This window comes from Rhodopirellula bahusiensis (assembly GCF_002727185.1).
GTDB lineage: Bacteria > Planctomycetota > Planctomycetia > Pirellulales > Pirellulaceae > Rhodopirellula > Rhodopirellula bahusiensis.
Map to the genome: position 1 here is coordinate 1 of NZ_NIZW01000010.1, position 18,939 is coordinate 18,939.

General features: G+C 56.2%; 16 protein-coding genes. 9 read left to right on the forward strand and 7 right to left on the reverse strand.

What is annotated here, in order from left to right:
- The coding region (gene mnmA / locus CEE69_RS14015; RefSeq protein ID WP_233215217.1) for a tRNA 2-thiouridine(34) synthase MnmA at positions 1-1,261 on the reverse strand (1,261 nt) is incomplete at its 3' end.
- Between the two features lie 98 nt (positions 1,262-1,359).
- On the opposite strand from mnmA, the gene prfB reads away from it, so the two are divergent.
- A protein-coding gene (prfB, locus tag CEE69_RS14020; RefSeq protein WP_390179973.1) for a peptide chain release factor 2 occupies positions 1,360-2,485 on the forward strand; the annotation gives its coding sequence in 2 pieces (ribosomal slippage) (positions 1,360-1,428 and positions 1,430-2,485; 1,125 coding nt in all).
- Positions 2,486-2,635: 150 nt separating this feature from the next.
- Here the strand turns inward: prfB and CEE69_RS32840 are convergent.
- From CEE69_RS32840 to CEE69_RS14050, 3 genes are all read right to left on the reverse strand, one after another.
- Complete coding sequence (locus CEE69_RS32840; protein ID WP_199169872.1) at positions 2,636-3,556, reverse strand: hypothetical protein; 921 nt, start codon at positions 3,554-3,556, stop codon at positions 2,636-2,638.
- 301 nt (positions 3,557-3,857) lie between these two features.
- A complete protein-coding gene (locus CEE69_RS14045; RefSeq protein ID WP_315852526.1) occupies positions 3,858-5,027 on the reverse strand; it encodes an AraC family transcriptional regulator in 1,170 nt (389 codons plus the stop codon).
- Positions 5,028-5,098: 71 nt separating this feature from the next.
- On the reverse strand, positions 5,099-5,851 hold the full coding sequence (locus tag CEE69_RS14050; protein WP_233215218.1) for a DUF6677 family protein: 753 nt from the start codon (positions 5,849-5,851) through the stop codon (positions 5,099-5,101).
- 381 nt (positions 5,852-6,232) lie between these two features.
- Between CEE69_RS14050 and CEE69_RS14055 the strand changes: the two genes are divergently transcribed.
- From CEE69_RS14055 to CEE69_RS14065, 3 genes are all read left to right on the forward strand, one after another.
- The gene (locus CEE69_RS14055; RefSeq protein ID WP_233215219.1) at positions 6,233-7,888 is read left to right on the forward strand and encodes a solute:sodium symporter family transporter; all 1,656 of its coding nucleotides are present in this window, start codon (positions 6,233-6,235) and stop codon (positions 7,886-7,888) included.
- A gap of 66 nt (positions 7,889-7,954) precedes the next feature.
- Positions 7,955-9,082, forward strand: a complete 1,128-nt coding sequence (locus CEE69_RS14060; protein WP_099261274.1) for an aldose epimerase family protein — start codon at positions 7,955-7,957, stop codon at positions 9,080-9,082.
- Between the two features lie 158 nt (positions 9,083-9,240).
- Entirely contained in the window at positions 9,241-9,585 is a 345-nt protein-coding gene (locus CEE69_RS14065; RefSeq protein ID WP_099261275.1) for a hypothetical protein, read from the forward strand.
- Between the two features lie 59 nt (positions 9,586-9,644).
- Here CEE69_RS14065 and CEE69_RS14070 read toward each other — a convergent pair whose 3' ends face one another.
- Complete coding sequence (locus CEE69_RS14070; RefSeq protein ID WP_099261276.1) at positions 9,645-11,945, reverse strand: AMP-binding protein; 2,301 nt, start codon at positions 11,943-11,945, stop codon at positions 9,645-9,647.
- Positions 11,946-12,109: 164 nt separating this feature from the next.
- On the opposite strand from CEE69_RS14070, the gene CEE69_RS14075 reads away from it, so the two are divergent.
- Positions 12,110-12,823: a YceH family protein gene (locus tag CEE69_RS14075; RefSeq protein WP_099261436.1), complete on the forward strand. Its 714-nt coding sequence runs from the start codon at positions 12,110-12,112 to the stop codon at positions 12,821-12,823.
- A 10-nt stretch (positions 12,824-12,833) separates the two neighbouring features.
- On the opposite strand, the gene CEE69_RS14080 is transcribed toward CEE69_RS14075, so the two are convergent.
- Positions 12,834-13,178 (reverse strand): hypothetical protein, encoded by a 345-nt coding sequence (locus CEE69_RS14080; RefSeq protein ID WP_099261277.1) that lies wholly within the window; start codon positions 13,176-13,178, stop codon positions 12,834-12,836.
- A 249-nt stretch (positions 13,179-13,427) separates the two neighbouring features.
- Between CEE69_RS14080 and hpt the strand changes: the two genes are divergently transcribed.
- Genes hpt through CEE69_RS14100 form a run of 3 tightly spaced genes read left to right on the forward strand, consistent with a single transcriptional unit; the run spans position 13,428 to position 16,329 of the window.
- Entirely contained in the window at positions 13,428-13,961 is a 534-nt protein-coding gene (hpt, locus tag CEE69_RS14090; RefSeq protein WP_099261278.1) for a hypoxanthine phosphoribosyltransferase, read from the forward strand.
- Positions 13,958-15,211, forward strand: coding sequence for a glycosyltransferase (locus CEE69_RS14095; RefSeq protein ID WP_233215221.1), 1,254 nt, complete (start codon positions 13,958-13,960; stop codon positions 15,209-15,211). Before hpt ends, CEE69_RS14095 begins: the two co-directional genes overlap by 4 nt.
- Positions 15,208-16,329: a glycosyltransferase family 4 protein gene (locus tag CEE69_RS14100; protein WP_099261279.1), complete on the forward strand. Its 1,122-nt coding sequence runs from the start codon at positions 15,208-15,210 to the stop codon at positions 16,327-16,329. The genes CEE69_RS14095 and CEE69_RS14100 overlap by 4 nt, the downstream gene beginning before the upstream one ends.
- Before the next feature lie 40 nt (positions 16,330-16,369).
- Here CEE69_RS14100 and CEE69_RS14105 read toward each other — a convergent pair whose 3' ends face one another.
- Positions 16,370-17,488, reverse strand: coding sequence for an alpha/beta fold hydrolase (locus CEE69_RS14105; protein ID WP_099261280.1), 1,119 nt, complete (start codon positions 17,486-17,488; stop codon positions 16,370-16,372).
- Between the two features lie 305 nt (positions 17,489-17,793).
- Between CEE69_RS14105 and CEE69_RS14110 the strand changes: the two genes are divergently transcribed.
- A complete protein-coding gene (locus CEE69_RS14110; protein ID WP_099261281.1) occupies positions 17,794-18,933 on the forward strand; it encodes an ABC transporter permease in 1,140 nt (379 codons plus the stop codon).
- Positions 18,934-18,939 lie beyond the last annotated feature (6 nt).

The following is an 18,939-nucleotide window of genomic DNA, read 5'->3' on the forward strand; positions in this document are numbered from 1 at the left end:
ACCCACTGACTGGCGAGCCGTATGCGGGAGAACCGCACGTACGGTTCTGAGGGAGGGGAGTCCGGCTCAACCGGACTTCCCTACCCCTATCACGATCGATGGCTTGAGTGATCCAGCCTCCGCCGAGGACTCGTTCTCCGTCGTAGACGACGGCGGCTTGGCCCGGTGCGACCGCAGCTTGTGGTTCGCTGAACATCACCTTCATTTGAGTTGGATCGGATTCGTCAATCTCAACACGGCCGGGGTGAGGTTTTCCGTTGTAACGAATCTGGATGCCGACTGATTTGGCCTCGGCAAGTTCTTCCGGTGTCACGAACCAATTGCATTGATCCGCAATCAATCCCGGACGCAGCAATTCTTCTGATCGCCCGATCACAACGCGGCGGGTATCCGGTTCGATGCGGATGACAAAGTGTGGCTCTCCCATCGCGACACCGAGTCGTTTGCGTTGGCCGATGGTGAAGGCTTCGAAGCCGTTGTGTTCGCCGACCACTTTGCCATTGGTGGTCACGATTTCGCCGGCGGTTGCGCCGACCATTTCAGGGCGACGCGATTTGACGAAGTCGCTGTGATGACCTTGGGTGACAAAGCAAATTTCTTGGCTGTCCTTTTTGTCCGATACACCCAGTCCAAGCGACGTCGCCATTTCGCGAATTTCGGGTTTGGTGAAATCGCCGACGGGCAACATCATGCGTGGCAAGCGGGCTGGGTCGATTCCGAACAAAGCGTAGGACTGGTCCTTGTGCCCGTCCAATCCGCGATGCAGTTCGGACCGGCCGTTGGAATGAACCATCCGCGCATAGTGTCCAGTCGCGACGAACTCAGCGTCGACACCATCGGCATAATCGAACAGGCGGCCAAACTTGATCCAGTGATTGCACTTCACACATGGATTGGGTGTACGTGCGGCGAGGTAATCGTCGACGAAGTAGTCCACGATCTTGCGGAAGTCTTCTTGCAGATCGAGCGAGTAGAACGGGATACCCATCGACATCGCGACTCGGCGGGCGTCGGCGGCATCGGTCGCGCTGCAGCAGCCTTGTTTGTGGTCGGCTCGTTTTCCGCCTGCGGAATCGCCCAGCACCGGCAGGTTCAGCGGATTCGCATTTTGGGGCTCGTCGGAATCGATTCGGCAAGCGGCGGCGGAGGCTTCGCCATGGCGCATGAAGACACCGATCACTTCGTGACCGTCACGCAAAAGCAGGTGGGCTGCGACGCTGGAATCAACGCCGCCACTCATCGCGAGAACCACGCGAGACATGTAGAATCCGATAACCAAAAAAGAACAATTGGCGGGCCTTGCACACGCCGTGCACGGCCTCGCCTATTTACCATCATATCCGAGAGGGACATTTCGTCATGGACGCTGAATTAACACAACGCAGCCAAGCGATCCGCAGCCGCCTGGTCCAGCTTCAGGACTCTCTTTGACCACTCTGGCAAAAACGACGCGATCAAAAAAATCGAAGGTCAGATGGGAGCTCCCGATTTTTGGGACGACAGCGAAGCAGCTCAAAAGGTTGTGATGCAGCTGAAGGGTCTGAAGGGAATCGTCTCTCCTTTGAATGAGCTTGAGTCATCAGCCGAGGACTTGGAAGCCCTCTTTGAGATGGCAGAGGAAGACGATTCGATCGAGGGCGAGGTTCGCTCGGAGATTGATCGGCTCGAGGTTGTCCTGGACGATCTCGAACTCAAGGCGTTGCTGAACGGACCGAACGATTCCGCCGGTGCGATCGTGACAATCAACGCTCGCGACGGTGGGACGGATGCCAACGACTGGGCCGATATGCTGCTGCGGATGTACTCCGCTTGGGCGGTGGGCCAGGAATACAAAATCGAACTGCTCGACCGTCAGGAAAACGAGGAGGCGGGGATCAACCATGCCTCGATCGCGGTTCGGGGGCCGATGGCGTATGGCTATTTGAAGGGCGAAGAAGGCATGCACCGGTTGGTTCGGATCAGCCCGTTCAATAGCGAAAGCAAGCGTCAGACGAGCTTTGCTGCGGTGAGTGTTTCGCCTGAGATTGACGATTCGATCGAGGTGAACATCGAAAAGAAGGATGTTCGCGAAGACACGTATCGGGCCAGTGGAGCGGGTGGTCAGCACGTCAACAAAACGGACAGTGCCATTCGTTTGACCCACATTCCGACCAACACGGTCGTGCAGTGTCAGAACCAACGAAGTCAGCACCAGAACCGGGACACCGCCTGGAAAATGTTGCGGGCAAAGATGGCTCGGGTGGAAGAGGAACGCCGCGAAGCGGAGGAAGCCAAGAAGTACGAGACTCAGGCGAGAACCGGTTTCGGTAGCCAGATTCGGAACTACTTCCTGCATCCCGATCAACGAGTCAAAGACGCTCGGACGGGCCACTACGTCGGCAACTTCAACAGCGTGCTCGATGGCAGCGAACTGCAGGGTTTCTTCGACGCATTCTTGCGATTGAAGGCCGGAAAGACAGAAGCCGTCGCTTCGGACGACGACTGATTCTTCAGTTCAGCGAGTGCTGTCGCTGAACGCAACCAACGGGCATAAAAATACCTGCGAGGACCACTGAGTCCTCGCAGGTAAAGTTGGTTTCTAATTCATGACCACTCTCTGTGGTCGCTTTGGCATGTCACTCGGCGACGGGCAAACTCAGCCGCCGTAGCTGTTGTCCAAGGTCAGGCCACCCTTGGTCTTTTCGCTCGATTCCAGTTTGTCCTGGTGGTTCTGAGCGATGCGTTTGACTTCGCTCACCACGTTGGATGCTGCACGCAATTCGAACGAGGTGAAGTAAGGCTCGTTGCCGGTGTACTGGCTTTCCTTGCGGTTCTTAGCAGCAAGCTCGTTCCAGGACATGTCGTCGGTCAGGTGCCAAGTCGCGGCTTGAGCGGTGTTTTGAGCGATGACTCCATTTCCAAGAGCTTCGCACAAAGCGGCAACGGCTGGGTCCTTGGTGACTTTGTCGAGCGGAGCGATTGTGTATTTCATTTTGGCGTTTGGCTCTGGCTTGCCGTGTTCGAGGCAAACTGTGTTGAGGGCCATCTTGGATGTGCGTCCTGGTGCGACTCGCATGAAGCCACCCATGCCACCACCCATTCCTCCCATGCCGCCACCCATGCCGCCGCCCATTCCTCCCATGCCGCCGCCCATGCCGCCACCGCCGCCCATGGCTTGACCGCCACCGCCACCGCCCATGCCACCCATGCCGCCGCCCATGCCTCCCATGCCACCGCCCATGCCTCCCATGCCGCCGCCCATCATGCCTTGAGCAAGAACAGGAACACCAGCGAAGGCTGCAGGAACGTGAATGTGAAGAGGTTTGTCAGTCAAGTTCTTGACCAACAGGTTGGCTTTTGCCGACGACTGAGGGATGAACTTGGCTTCGACGGTCCCAGCGTCCATGGCTTCGAACAAGCCGTTGACGACTGCTTCCTCGCCACCAGCGTTGGCAGTGGAAGGCGATGCAAAACTCGCGACGGCGAAACCGAGAGCGGCAACGCACATCAGAGAGCTCATTCCGAAGAACGAAGTTGGGGTGCAGCGAGAGAAGGTGTGGCGATTCACGGTCAACATCCTGAGAATCAGTGTGCAGGGAGAAGTAATGGTCGGGCGCTGAATCAAAGATGGTTGTTGGACGGCGAAATCCACCATCGATTCGGCACCCTGCGTGAGCGATCCCGTCGCCGAACAAACCACCACACCTGAAAAAGGCTGCAAATCGGTGGTTGAGAGGCTAGACCGGGAGCGATCAAGGTCGGATCAGTATACTTGGTTTCGGCCCCCAAGCCAAATTTTCTTACTGCGTTCACCAAGCATTTCCAACGGAAATCGCTCGTGTTGGCGGCCGATCCGGCTGAGTCGCGGCGGTCGAAAGTCAGTTTTCTTGGCCGCGGACGCTTTGCCGGTACTGGCCGGGGGTCATTCCCAGGTCACGTTTGAACACATAATGCATGTATTCCGGATGATCGAACCCCGCCCGATAAGCAATCTGCTCGGCGGCCATTTCGGTGGTGACCAACAGTTCTCGAACGCGTTTGAGCTGGACGTTGCGGATTTCTTGTTGTGGCGTTCGCCCCAGGTATCGGCGGAGTTGCCGTTCCAAGGTGCTGCGGCTAACGGCAACGTTTTGCAAGACTTCGTCGACGGTCAGTCCTTCGCAAGCATGTTGGCGAATGTAGGCCAAAGCTGATGCGACCTCGGGGTGATCGATCGCGACGACATCGGTCGACAAGCGAGTCGCGACACCGGTCGGGGCCACGACTTGCTGTGATTCGTGATGCGATTCGCCTTTCATCCAACGGGACAAACGTTCAGCAGCCAGGAACCCAACGGCTTCCGCATTCGGGATGACGCTGGAAAGCGGCGGCTGACAGAACTGGCACAGCAGTTCGTCGTTGTCGACGCCAATCACGGCAACTTCTTCGGGGACGGTCAGTTCCAATGTCGAGCAAACGGCCAGGACATGTTGGCCTCGCAAGTCGTTGCAGGTGAAGATTCCGCAGGGTTTGGGGAGCGTTTGCAGCCACTGCGAGATCGCTTGCTGGTCTTCTTCCCAGGGGCGTGCGAGGTTCATCCATGGCGAATTGAAGGAGTCGCAGTGGCCACCTTCTTGTTGGATCGTTTTGACAAAAGCTTCTTCGCGTCGTTGCGACCAAGCTTCGAAGTCGAAGCCGCAGAAGGCGAAGTGTTGGAACCCGCGTTCCATCAAATGTCGAGCCGCCATTTCGCCAATCTTGGCGTCATCGCTGCGGACGTGAGCTTTATCGACTTCGCTGCGATCATTCAGTTCGACCACGGGAATGTTCCGCTGAACTGCGGCCTCGATCATCTCGTCCGTAGATCCTCGCGAAATGATTCCGTCGCCCTGCCAGTCGTTCAACCACGAAGGTGGCGAGGTCATCAGGTCGCGTTGTTCGAGGAAGACCGACCAGTCTTCTTGCGTTCGCATAAAACGCATGATTCCGGAGAGAACTTCACGTCCGTAGACGGTCGCGGTCTCGACCGTCAGAGCCACATGAGGTTTGGAGCGAGCAGGCTTGTTCAACGCGCGTCCTTCGACAGAAAAGTCAGCTGAATAGAAAAGGCGATGGGTATCGCAGGAAAAGTGTGATTGCTTCAGACGCCTTCCGCAAACGCGGGCGAAGCGTCTCCGTCTTGGGTGGAGCCCTCCGATGATTCCGATTCGCGTTTCTTGCGGCCGCTGATCGGCACTGCCAAGGGGCCCCCAAACGCGTCGTAAACCACCAAGAAGTTCAGCAGCCCGGCAATCATCGTGTACCAAGTCCCCATTTCGTATCCCGAACCGCGCCGGGCGTACCAAGCGGCAACTTCGTCAGCCTCCGATTCATCGACGGGACGATGCGGAGGTGCCATGAAACCATTCCACAAAGGCTCGTAGTCCGAGCGGGTTCGACCACGATTGTCCGTCGCCAAACGCATTCGGTTGCCTTGAACCAGAGCGGGCAATGCCGCAGAACCCACGCCGGCCTGAAGAAAATAATGCCAGCGTTTGTCACCGGGATACCAAGAGGCGTAAACGACGTGGAAGCCACCCAAGGCGAAGCCCAACATCCAGATCGAGAGAATACTGATCACGAACAAAGTGCCCTTGGTGTGGCGACCTTGGTAGTAGTGACCCGCACCGGGAACCAGCCACGCCAAAAATGCCGCCAGGTAACGATTTCGCAAGTCGACCTGGATACCGTCGACTTCAATTTGCGAGTCGCCGTTGAACACCTTTGGATTGACTTTGATTTGCTCCGGCTTCGGTTTGGAGCCTTTTGCGGAGTCCGGCTTTGAATCGGTTTCGGTCGATTTCTCGCCAGGATTGGACTCAGCGTCTCGGGATTTGCGTGAACGTTGGGCCATGAGTGTGGAGCAGGCGAAAATTCGGATAGCGGGCGGATGCCCTGACGGTGGGGCGGGCGTGGAACGAGTCATTTTGCGAAATTCAGCCGGTGGGCGATAGCCAGTCCCTCCAATTCCGACGAGCGGAACGCCAATTCGCTGGCAAAGACCTGACGTCACTCGCGGGAACAAAAAGGTAATATGTCTTAGTTGTGTGTGCCGGATTGCTGGTCCGTTCCGAGGCGATCGGCGGACATCGGTCGCCTGACGGGAAGATCAGAGCCATTTACGTGCATCGAAAGGCAGAAAAATCTTTGTGGCGGCTGTAAGCGACCATATGACGCTGTATGGTATGTCGTCTTGCCGCGAACCCATTTGCATGATGCAACCCCGAGGATGTCCATGAACACCACCACGCTGATTTCCTTTCTCTTCTTCACCGGCATGGTGGCGTTTTTGACGTGGTGGAAAACGCGTGGCAGCGATGTGGACACGGATGAGGGCTATTTCTTAGCCGGGCGGTCGCTGACGGGAGTCTTCATCGCCGGTTCGCTTTTGTTGACGAATTTGTCGACGGAGCAATTGGTCGGGCTCAACGCGGACTCGTTCAGCGATGGGCTGTCGGTGATGTGTTGGGAGGTTGTTGCCGGGATATCGCTGGTTGTTTTGGCATTGGTCTTCCTTCCCCGTTACCTGAAATCCGGTATCGCCACGATTCCGCAGTTTTTAGAAGAACGTTACGGTCGCGGGGTTCGCGCCCTGACCGCGGGAATCTTTATCGTGGCATACATGCTGATCCTGTTGCCGTTCGTGCTGTTCCTGGGTGCCAACGGACTGAACAGCATGCTGTCGCTGAACGAAAAGTTCGGTGTCACCGACTACCAAATGATTTGGATGCTGCTCGTCTTCATCGCGTCGCTCGGTGGTGCCTACGCGATTTTTGGTGGTCTGCGTGCGATCGCGGTGTCCGACACGTTCAACGGCGCGGGTCTGCTGGTGGGCGGATTGATGATCACCTACTTCTCGCTGCAAGTCGTTGCCGGCGATGATGGAGGGATCAGCGGAGCTCTTCAGAAAATTCACGAAGCCGACCCTGATGCCTTTCACTCGCTCGGTGCAGAGGATGAATCGACTCACTGGCCGACGTTGTTCACCGGAGTGTTGTTGCTGAACTTTTTTTACTGGACCACGAACCAGCAAATCATTCAGCGGACGTTCGGTGCGAAGAATTTGGCCGAGGGTCAAAAGGGTGTTCTTTTAGCCGCTTTCTTCAAAATTCTGGCACCGCTGATCTTGGTCCTGCCAGGAATCGCCGCAGCCTACTTGGTCGTCACCGCTGGTGATCAGGAGATGATCGATTCGGTGGGCGTCAACGAAGATGGAGAATGGAAGTCGAGCCAAGCCTACGGTGCATTGGTTGCCCGAGTGTTGCCGGAATGGTTGCTGGGATTCTTCGCGGCGGTCGTGATCGGCTCGATACTTTCGACGTTCAACTCCGTCCTGAACTCGGCCGCGACGTTGTTCTCATTGGATGTCTACAAGCAATACATTCGACCGGACGCGACCACCAAACAGGTGCGTCTGTCGGGCCAGGTTTGCAGTTTCGTCGTGGCGATTTTCGCGGTCATCGCCGCGCCGCTCGTGTTCTACGGACGCGACGGTGTGTTCAGCTTTTTCCAAGGTTTGAATGGTGTTTACTTCATCCCGTTGGCATCGGTGATTCTGCTGGGACTGTTCCACAAGACCGCAGACGGGCGATCCGCGATGGTCGCGCTGCTCGTCGGGTTGGTGCTGATGGTGATTGGCACATTCTTCAGCGGAGGTGACGGAGGATGGTTGGCATCGGTCTTCGGCAATGGGTTCCACTACATGGGCGCTGTGTTCGTTCTTTTGGTCGCGTTGCAATTGATCATGGTCGCGATGGGGATCCGCCGAGATTCGCCCTACGAACAACGCGATGCCAAACTGGTTGACCTGACACCTTGGAAACCAGCACCTTATGTCGGTGGCGTTTTAGTCCTGTTGTGTTTAGGTGTTTACGCCTTCTTCGCCATCTGAGTCCGTCGCGACCGCTCGCCAACGTCCCCTGTCAAATTCACGTTTATCGCTTCTTGGAGATTTCAAATGAACCAATCAGTTGCCCAATGGTTCGCGGGTTTGTTGATGACCGGATGCCTCGCCATTCCGGTCTATGCTCAAGACGCGATGCAGGTCGAAGACTTTGATTCGATCGAGCTTTACACTCTGGAAAACAAGTCCGGTGCGAAGGTTCAGATCACAAACTTTGGCGCAATCGTGACATCGATTGTGGTTCCAGATCGTGATGGAGAAATGGGCGATGTTGCGTTGGGTTACGACTCAGTTGAAAGCTACATCAATGCGGTCGACAAGCCTTACTTTGGTGCCATCGTTGGACGTTATGGCAACCGAATCGCCAACGGTGAATTCTCGTTGGATGGCGAGAACTATTCGTTGGCGACCAACAATGGTCCCAACCATTTGCATGGTGGTGTGATCGGGTTCGACAAAGTCGTTTGGGATGCCGAGCCGACCGCGGTGGATGGCAAACCAGCACTCAAGATGTCGTACTTGGCCAAAGACGGTGAAGAAGGCTATCCGGGCAACTTGAACGTTGTGGTCACCTACCAATGGACGGATGAGAACAAGTTGATCGTCCGATACGAAGCGACCACGGACAAAGCCACGCCGATCAACCTGACTCAGCACACCTACTTCAACTTGGCGGGTGAGGGCAACGGAACGATTCTTGATCACGAACTGATGTTGAACGCGTCGAAGTTCACTCCGGTTGATTCGACGTTGATTCCCAACGGTGAGTTACGTGATGTGGAAGGAACGCCGTTTGATTTTCGCAAAGCAAAGTCGATCGGACGCGACGTCGGTGTCGAGAATGAACAACTCAAGTTCGGTTTGGGATACGACCACAATTTCGTGTTGAATGCGTCCGATGAGTCGGGCGAGCTGACGTTGGCCGCTCGTGTGTCCGAGCCAACGACCGGCCGCATGATGGAGATTCACACTAGTGAGCCGGGAATCCAATTCTATTGCGGAAACTTCTTGGACGGTCGGCTGGAAGGGAAGTCTGGCAAGCCTTACGTGCATCGTGGGGGTTTCTGCTTGGAGACCCAGCACTATCCAGACAGTCCCAACCAACCTTCATTTCCATCGTCGATTTTGAAGCCGGGTGAGAAGTACGACACGACCACCGTGTTCCACTTTTCCGCGAAATAGTCGCTGTGGTCTTTGGATGCATTGCGAATCGCTTGGAGGTCTTTGCCTCGAAGCGATTTCGCGTTCCTGGACAGATCGATCCCTTCACCAATTGTGTCCTTTTCCGAAAGCTGCCATCATTCTTAGAGGGAAACCCGTCTCAAGTCCGCGTCTCAGGAATGACATTGGCCGCAAATCAATTTCAGCGAAATGACTGGGTGATCTACCGCAAACACAAAAGCAGTGTTTCGCCGGGACCACGTGCGTCAGACGTTCATGCCGCAGGAAAAGGCAACACCTACCGGTACGTTGTCGAAAAGTACTGGGTCGTGGAGGAGGTTCTTGACGACAGCCAATTGAAGATTTGCACCCGTCGTGGCAAACGCCATTTGGTGAACGCGGGCGATCGATCTTTGAGAAAGGCTCGTTGGTGGGAACGCCTTTTGTATCGAGGTCGATTCGAAGCAATCGACTTGAATTCGCCAGTCAGCTTGGAAGACGAGATCGGCAGCGCAACAAACTGATCACACTCATGTGATCGGTTCGCGAATTCGATGCTCTTGCAGACATGTCGCTGAGCAAATTAGCAGCTCGCCATCGTCAGCTCGCCGGCTCGGTCTCTGGCACCTTTGAGGTCCAGTTTGCCCGTTCCGAGCAACGGGATCTCGCTGACTTCGTAGAAGCTATCGGCTGATGGGATGAACAGGTTGGCCAACCCGGCCGCTTTCAATCCTTCTCGAAGTGAGTCCGGAGTTTGGGATGTTGGCAGGTGCAAGACGATGATTCGTTCACCCTTGCGATCGCAAGGAACTGCGGTGACACAAACACGAACTTGATCGTCGTCATCGCCTTCCGAAAGAAGTTTTCCGAGCTCTTCTTCGATTCGAACGTGTGGCACCATCTCGCCAGCGATTTTCGAAAAACGGCTCAGGCGACCGGTGATGTGCAAGAAGCCATCGCTGTCGATGTGGGCGATATCGCCGGTTGTGTACCATCCATCGACGACGGCAGTTTTGGTCAAGTCGTCTCGATTCGCGTAGCCTCGCATCACGTTGGGGCCGGTGACCAGCAGCATTCCATCTTCGTTCGCGTCCAGTTCGGTTCCATCATCGGGCGAAACGATTTTCGCTGAGATGCCAGGCAATGGACGTCCAACGCTGCCTTCGACTCGGTCGGGTTGAAACTTTGCCGCCGAACGCGAGGGCGGAATGTTTACGCTCACCAACGGGCTCATTTCCGTCGTGCCGTATCCTTCGACAGGACGCACGCCGAAACGTTTTTCGAAGGCGTCGAACAGGTCGGCTGGCATCTTCTCGGCTCCAACGACAGCGACGTCGAGGTTTTTGAACTGCTCCGGAGTGATGCGTCGCAGGTAACCTCGCATGAAGGTCGGTGTGCCGAGCAACACGGTGGCTTTGTACTTCTCAGCGAGCTTGCCGATTTGCTTGGAATCCAAAGGATTGAAGTGATAGACACCCGCGGGCCCCAGTGTTTGTGCTGCCCACAAAGTGACCGCGTAGCCAAATGAGTGAAAGAATGGCAGCACACCGATGACGACGTCCTCGGTGTTGAGACGGATCGCACGATTGACCGCATCGACGTTGTGACTGACGTTCGAGTTGGACAGCAGCACGCCCTTGGGCATTCCAGTGGATCCGCTTGTGAAAATGACCGTCAGCAAATCATCGCTTTGGACTTTGTTGAGGCCCAGGATCCGATCGAGCAACCAGCTTGGAACGATGGTCGCTTGCAATGCAGCGATGACCTTGTCGGCCAAGCTCACCTTCTCTTTGAGTTTGTCCAACGAGACGATCTCTGCATCCAGTTCCACATCGATCTTTTCGAGGAAGCGGTCGCTGGTCAGCACATGCTTGATGCCAACGTCGCGGATGCAGTGATTCATCACTTCGCTGCTGACGGTGTAGTTCAGGTTCGCACTGACGCGACGATCGGCAGCGAGTGCCACGTTCACCGCGACTGCACCCACGCTGGGTGGAAGCAAAATTCCAACGAACTGTTCGTCTTTCGCGAAGACTTCTCGACGAAGGCAACGACGAAGTGCCAAAGTGTTGATCAAAAGTTTTCGGCCACCGACTTCGGTGCCCAAAGTGTCAGCGGCTTGTAGTCGTTTGCCTCGGCGTCGCCAGACCCGCAGGACTTGTCGTGCCAACACAGGAAATTCGCGGCGGTGATCGATTTGGGCTTGGGAACCCAACGCTTGCACTTTGTTGCGAACGGCCGAGATGGGAGCATCGGCGGGAAATGGTTCACCGACATAAACCGTGATCGTGCGACGCAGTTTGTCTGGCCATTTCCAAAAATAGTTGCCGCCGGAGAAGCTGAATATGCTGCCCCACATTCCTTCCAAGTGAACCGGAACGATCTTCGCATCGGTGTTCTTCAGGATCTTGGTCATCCCTGGACGGAACGCTTGCAGTTGCCCGGTTCGGGTGATCGTTCCTTCGGGAAAAATCCCCACCACGTCGCCGTTGTTCAGTCCTTCTCGCGCGTCGCGGATGGCTCGCCCGATCGATTTCGGGCCGCCCATCATGAAGATCGTATCGAAGGCTCGACCGAGATAGTCACCGATCTTGGACGTGAAGTTTCCACCATCGACCACAAATCGAACGTTTCGCGGAAGAGCCCACAGAATCAAGATTCCGTCGATCCACGACATGTGGTTGCTGACCAAGAGGCAGCCGCCTTCGGCCGGAAAGTTCTCCAAACCCACGACTCGTTTTCGATAGAAAACTTCCAGCACCGGACGAAACAAGCAGCGAACAAAAAAACGCGGTTTCCAGACGGCTATGGCGATCGCGATGGCCAGCAAAGCGACTAGAACAATCAGGATGATTAAATATGTGTCCACCGTCAGCGGCTCCACCTACACAAGTCGAAAAGTTTGTGGCCGCATCCTCGTGAGCAGCCCAACGCATGATGATACGGTCTGGAGCCCCGCTTCGAGAGAGCGACTTGCGGAAATCCTCGGTTGCTGCCAAGAAGTCGCGAAAAAGTTACGATGAGCGTTTGCACCAAGAAGGAAATTGGATGAACGAAGAAAACGCCGCTGAAAACGAAACCAGCCAGCCGAAGCCATTGTCCGCCACCGCGAGACGATGTCTGGGCGTGTTGGTTGAAAAGGCCAAGACGACTCCCGACGGCTACCCGCTTTCGTTGGCAGGTTTGATCACGGGCTGCAATCAAAAATCAAATCGATCGCCGCAGATGCAGGTGGATGAGTCCGATGCATTGCTGGCACTCGACGAACTTCGTGCGGCCGGTGCTGCCCGTGAAATTCAAGGCAGCGGGAGAGTGACGAAGTATCGACACGCCGCCTACGAATGGTTGGGAGTCGACAGTCCCGGGGCGGCAATCGTGACGGAGCTGATGCTGCGTGGGCCTCAGACGGCCGGCGAACTTCGCACGCGAGCGTCTCGCATGCACAAGTTTCCTGATCTGGATTCGCTCAAAACCGAACTGGATTCGCTGACCGAAAAGGGACTGGTCGAATCATTGACGCCGCCCGGTCGCGGGCAAACGTTTTCGCATTGCTTGTACACGCCGCAAGAACGCTTGTACCTGGTCGACAAAATCAACAAGCAAGATGCTTCGAGTGCGACGGCGGCGAAATCGGAGCCCGCCGAAACGCTTGCGGCAAAAGCGGCCAATGACGACCGCATCGACAAGATTCAAAATCGGCTCGACAGCGTGACCGCGAAACTCGAGGCTCTCGAAAAACGGTTGGAGTTCCTCGAGTCGTGATGCATTCCGATTAGGCTGCTCGACGTAGCGGCTCGGATTGAGTTGTGTCGGTCTGAGGTTGGGCGGCGGCGAACTGAGCTTCCATCTCGGCCGAAGTGAGTGTCGCCACGCAGGATCCATCGGCGTCGTGGATCTTCAATTCGTGCTCTTCCGTGAACCAGATCGCCGATGCCGAATCGGTTCGAAAACGGCGGCCTCGATAGAATCCGTCGCAGATGAAAACCGATTCGCTCCATTCAGCCTTCGTTTCACTCGGGCGAATTTGAATGGTTTGCGGTGAATCGTCTTCAGGCTGAGCGTTCAGCCAAGCTTGGAAGCAGTGACGAGCCCGAGCCAATTTTTGCGATGGCGTCATGCGTCTGTTCGATCCACGATTGATAGGGCAAAATGGGTTGCCGATGGAAACGACCCAGCACTTACCTTCGGATCAAATCCCGGCCTGGCATCGATCGACCACGTTCCCGCATCAGGGGTGACTCGATCGGGAAATTTGATGCCGTTTCGCCGGTTTGCGCAATCGGAACCATTTAACACTCGTCGCGCGACATTCAATCGCGTTGCCCGCTCTGATCTTCTTCGAACCTCGATTTCACTTTGACCCGCCATGCGAACGCTGATTGACGAATCCCAGCTCGATGACGGCGTTTCCAAGTTGGCCAAGGAAATCGATTCCAACTATGGCGGCCGTCCCATCACGGTAGTTGCTGTGATGACCGGATCATTGGTGTTGTTCGCGGATTTGATTCGCCGGTTGTCGATGCCACAGCGGGTCGGCGTGATTCACGCGTCGAGTTATCGCGGTGGAACTCAAGCGGGCAAATTGGAGATCGATTCCAAAATGCTGATCGATGTGCAGAATCGCGATGTGTTGTTGGTGGACGATATCTATGACACGGGAGCCACCCTGACCAAACTCAGCGCAGCAATCGCCGAGATGGGAGCCTCGAGTGTTTCGACGGCGGTGCTGCTGAAGAAGTTGCGGCCAAAGCAGATCGGTCCGAAGCCTGATTTCGTCGCGTTCGAAATCCCGGATGAGTTCGTGGTTGGCTACGGTCTGGACTACCTCGACATGTATCGCAATTTGCCATTCATCGGTGTGTTGGAACCCGACGAGATTGAAGCGACGGCACGCCAGTGAGTGTGGCTCGGGTGATGTTCGTCGCTCGGCATTTTTGGCCACACTGCGCGGGGCGACACGAAGCGGCCGCGGCAACATTTGATTTGACCCAGCGATTGGCGAACTGGGGCATGCAGGTGGAAGTCGTGACGCCACGTCATGGCAACACATGGCCGACCGAAATCATGTTGGGCGATGTGAAGGTTCACCGTGTGGCCTCGGCCCCGCGAGGTGATTGGTCGACGCAGCGCTACGTTCGGCATCTGAGCCACTGGTTGGTCGAACGGATGCCGCGATTGGACGCGATCGTTTGCGATCAACTGCGAGAGGAGTCGCGAGCGATTTCCATCGCGATGGAGTCAGCGGCTGCGGAAGCACCGCGAGATGATTCGCCGGTGGGTGTTGCTATGTGTGGTGGTTGGGGCGATGACTCCGACACGGAGTGGTGCCAGACCGCGCGAAGTGGACGACGTGCACTTCAATCCTGCAGTCGTTTAGATGCTGTGATCACGGAACACGCCAAGACAGATCGGTTCTTGGTTTCTCATGGAGTCCCTGCGGAAAAGCTTCGGCGACGACCCATTGGATTTCATCGACCAATCGCGGTGACGCAAGAAGAACGCGATGCAGCACGCCGAAGTTTGCGCGGCATCAACCTTGATCTGACCACCGATCTCGATTCGCGAGTCCTTTTGTGGTGCGGTCCAATGTCCGGGCCGGCGTCGTCCAAAAGTGGCGTGGGAGCATTGGTCCAAAGTGCTAGGTTCCTGGCCGCACGCGATCAGGATTTGAGGATCTGGATCCTCGGTGATGGGAAAATCCGCGATTGGGTTCATTCCGAATTGAAGGCGGAAGGCGTTCGCAGCGTCGTCGCGATTCCTGGGTCGTTCTCCGACATGACCGAGATTTGGCGTTCCGTTGACGCGGTCGTCCAGAACGAAGACGCTCAATTGCGGTCCACATTCCCGGCCGCACTGGCCGCTGGAATTCCGATCATTGTCGCGGATCGGCCAGCAGCGCGAGACTATTTGCAAACGCATTTGGATCCATCCATTCTGGATTCCTTGGCTTGGTACGATCCGGCCAAGCCGAGTACGCTTCGCAAGGCATTTCGTTCCGTTTGGGGTGATTTGGAAATGGCCAAAGACCACGCCTTCGAGCTTGCAAAGGATCTTTCGCGGCGTCATCCCTTGGAACAGGAACTGACTTTCTGGCAATCGATTCTGCGTCCCAATCCCAACCAAAACATGCCCAGCCCGAAAGCCTCATGAAGACTGCTTTGGTCATTCCCACCATGGACCGCGGTGGCGCCGAGAAACAGGTGGTCCTGCTCGCGAAAGGGCTGCACGCGGCTGGGCACGATGTTCGTGTTTTCTTGTTGACGCGAGACGGGCCGCGAAGCGAGGAGTTGCGGGAGTCGAGCATTCCGGTCGTTTTGATCGGCAAGCGTTTCAAGGTCGATCCGACAGCGCTCTTCCGGTTGAAGAAGCGGCTTGTCGAGTTCGCTCCAGACGTTGTTCACACGTGGCTCTTTGCGGCAAACAGTTTTGGCCGCGTGGCTGCCAAGTGGGCCGGTGTTCCGGTCATCATTGCCAGCGAGCGATGCGTCGACCCTTGGAAGACAAGCTGGCATTTCCGAATCGATCGCCGACTGCAGAATGTCTCGCATGCGATTACGACGAACAGTTCCGGCGTCCAAGATTTCTATGTTGCCAATGGATTGGATCCGGCGCAGTTCGTGGTCATTCCCAACGGCGTCGAGTCAGTCGAAACGAACCGAAATGTCGCGATCGATCGTGAGGAGGCCTTGCGTCGTCTCGATGTGCTGCCGGATCGTCGCTTGATGGTGGCCGTTGGAAGGTTGTGGCCCCAAAAAAGAATTCGCGATTTGATCTGGGCGGGTGAACTTCTCGCAACGGCTCATGGCGCCACGACGTTGGTGCTCATCGGTGATGGACCACAGCGAGAAGAGTTGGTTCGACACCGTGACGCTGTTTCAGCTCCGTTGCATGTGCGGTTTGCCGGGCAACGGGACGACATCGCGGAATTGCTGCCTCACGCGGACCAATTCTGGATCGCGAGTGAGTACGAAGGCCAAAGCAATGCGGTGATCGAAGCGATGTTGGCTGGCGTGCCCGTGATCGCTTCTGACATTCCTGGCAACCGAGACTTGGTCATTGAAGACGAAACCGGATGGTTGTTCCCGGTTGGTGACGAAGCGGCATTGGTTCGTCGGAGTCTGGCCGCACTGAAAAACCCAGCCGAATGCGATCGAGTTGCAAACCTCGCTCGGCAACGAATCATCACCGAATTCTCGCTCGATGCCATGATCAAGCGTCACATCGAACTCTATGAACGACTTCTCGCCGAGCAGCGATCGAGTCGCTGAGCACACTCGCTCGCCGCACGGCAGCCAGATCAAACGGCAATCACTGTTTTTGATCGTGAGTGCAGTCGGGATCACGATCGACCGGCGTTCCGACTTGGTCGACGGGATGAGTGAAGAGGTATCGCCAGACCGCTTCGTGTTTGTACTCGCCGGTTTTGGGATCCTTGGCGGCCGAGCGTCCCGGTTGCACGCTGCTGTGGGCTCGTCTGGCGTCTCCGTTGACATCGAAGTCCGTGATCAAACGACGAGTGTGTCCGTAAGGAGGAGCTTGTTCGTCGACGTTGACAATCGGACCGAAAGCGTTGAGTCCGAGCATTTCCCAGCTGCGGCAATAGTGGTCATCGACCCAACCACCGTCCAACACGTGCGAGAACGCGAAGTAGCGGTTCGGCGGCGTTGCGGACGGAAGGGCTTGCCAGTTTTGATGCTGATCTCGCGGTCCACATAGGGCGACGACGCGAGCGACCCGTTGGTGCTTGGCGAATCGCGAAGCGGTGGTCGACCCGTGAGAGCTGCCGGCCACGATGACTTTGTCCCAGTTCAGGTCGGTTCGGTCTTCGTTGAAGAATTGGCCCCAGTTCCCGGGGGAGTTTTTCTCGGCCAGCCAACGGACAAACTGAAACGCTCGTTCCGACATCCCGTCCGGTTTAGCCAGGTCAACTTCGTCGGTGTAGTCCTCGCCCGTGGCGGCTTCCAATCGCATGTTCCCGCGACAGGTCGGCGGAACGGGAGTTTCCTGGCAACAAATACTGAACCACTTGTTGGCGTAGTGGACTCGGATCGCGTGCAGGCCATAGTCGCCCAATTTCTCGAACAACTGTGAATTGTGACCCATCAACCAGATCACCAATTGGCCTCGCGAATTGACGTTCGGATTGAACATCGCTTGTTGTTGATCTGCGGGTTTTCCCTTCGCATCCTCGATCAAAAAGTTGATTTCGGGGTACGCCTTCACCCGCGGATCGATCTCAGAAGCACGTGCTGTGATATGAAAACGTTCTTGTTTGGCGGCGTTTTCAACTGGCCCACGGGTTTGGGCTGTGACGATGGAAGGGAAGAGAAGGGCCCATCCGGCGAGTACGGCGGACGTGGCTGACAGACCAGAGGCTTTCAAGCGAGATTTTCGCGGCGAAGGAAATTTGAGTGTGAAACTCGGCATGGGGTCACTTGCGGGGGGACAGGGGATTTGGGGAGGGGACGCTGCAGCGTCGTCACTACGATAGCCAAATTTCAGAGGGTTTTCGTGATCGGACGATCAGTGGTACCTTTAAACCACCGAATTTAGGCCTTTTTGTCGTCCGTTTGACCCGCGGTCGAAGGTGAATGATCGCCCGATCTTGGCCGTGTTTGCTCCACATCAGTTTGCCGTGTGGCACGTTGCCCATCCGTGTTGGCGCGGTCGTTATCTGCATCTGTCATCGAATCGTTCGTCCATTGTTTCATTTTTGACTTCCAGGTAATCCGTTGACCTACTTTGGTTTCGTGCTCAAAGGCCTGTGGCGGCGACCGCTGCGAACGGGACTGACGCTGATGGCCTTGGCCACGGCGATCGGTTCGGTGATGGCTTTGTTGGGCGTGGCCGAAGGGTTCACCGAATCATTTCGAGGCGTCTATGAATCGCACCGCGTCGACGTCGTTGTTTCACGGCAAGGATCGGCGGATCGGCTGAGCAGTTCGTTGGAAGAGGCTTATGTCGCGGACGTCACTTCGGTCGAAGGGGTCGCCGATGCGGCGGGAGTCTTGCTGGAAACTTTGTCAGCGGAAGACCAACAGGTGTACGGAATACCGGCGATGGGGATGAGAACCGATTCGTGGTTGTTCACCGATTACGAAATGCGTGTTGCAGATCAAGAGACAATCGACAATGCCGACGCAATTGGACAGGTCTTTCTGGGTGAGAATTTGGCCGGACGATTGGACTGTGAACCTGGTTCGACCCTGAACTTGTTCGATGAGCCATTCGAGGTCGCGGGAGTTTTCCAAAGCGGAAGCGTTTGGGAAAACGGATCCATGATCGTGCCGCTGCAGCAACTCCAGGAGTTGACCGGACGAGACGGCCAAATCACTTACATCAACGTGGTATTGGATGAGTCCATCGAAGCGATCCAGGTCGGCTCGGTCGTGGAACGGATTACGGCGGTGGATGCGAAGTTGTTGCCGTTGGCCACGGATGAATTCGTTCGATCGGACACGCGGATGCAACTGGCCGGCGCGATGGCTTGGATGACATCGACGATCGCACTCTTGGTCGGTGCAATCGGAACGCTCAACACGATGATGACCAGCGTATTGGAACGGACCGGCGAAATTGGAATCTTGCGAGCGATTGGGTGGCCGGCAAAACGAATCGCGGGCGTGATCCTTTGCGAGTCAGTGATGCTGGCGCTGTTGGCTTCGGTTTTAGGCGGAATCGGAGCGAGTGTGTTGTTGCAGCTGTTGGCGGGCAGCGAAGCGACAGGCGGAATGTTGCAACCGACCATTGCCATGAATGTCTGGGTTCGCGGAGTGGCGGTTGGTTTGGGGATAGGAATTTTGGGGGCATCGTTGCCCATATGGCGTGCGTCGCAGATGCGACCGACGGATGCCCTCCGCCACCAAGGATGACCGGTG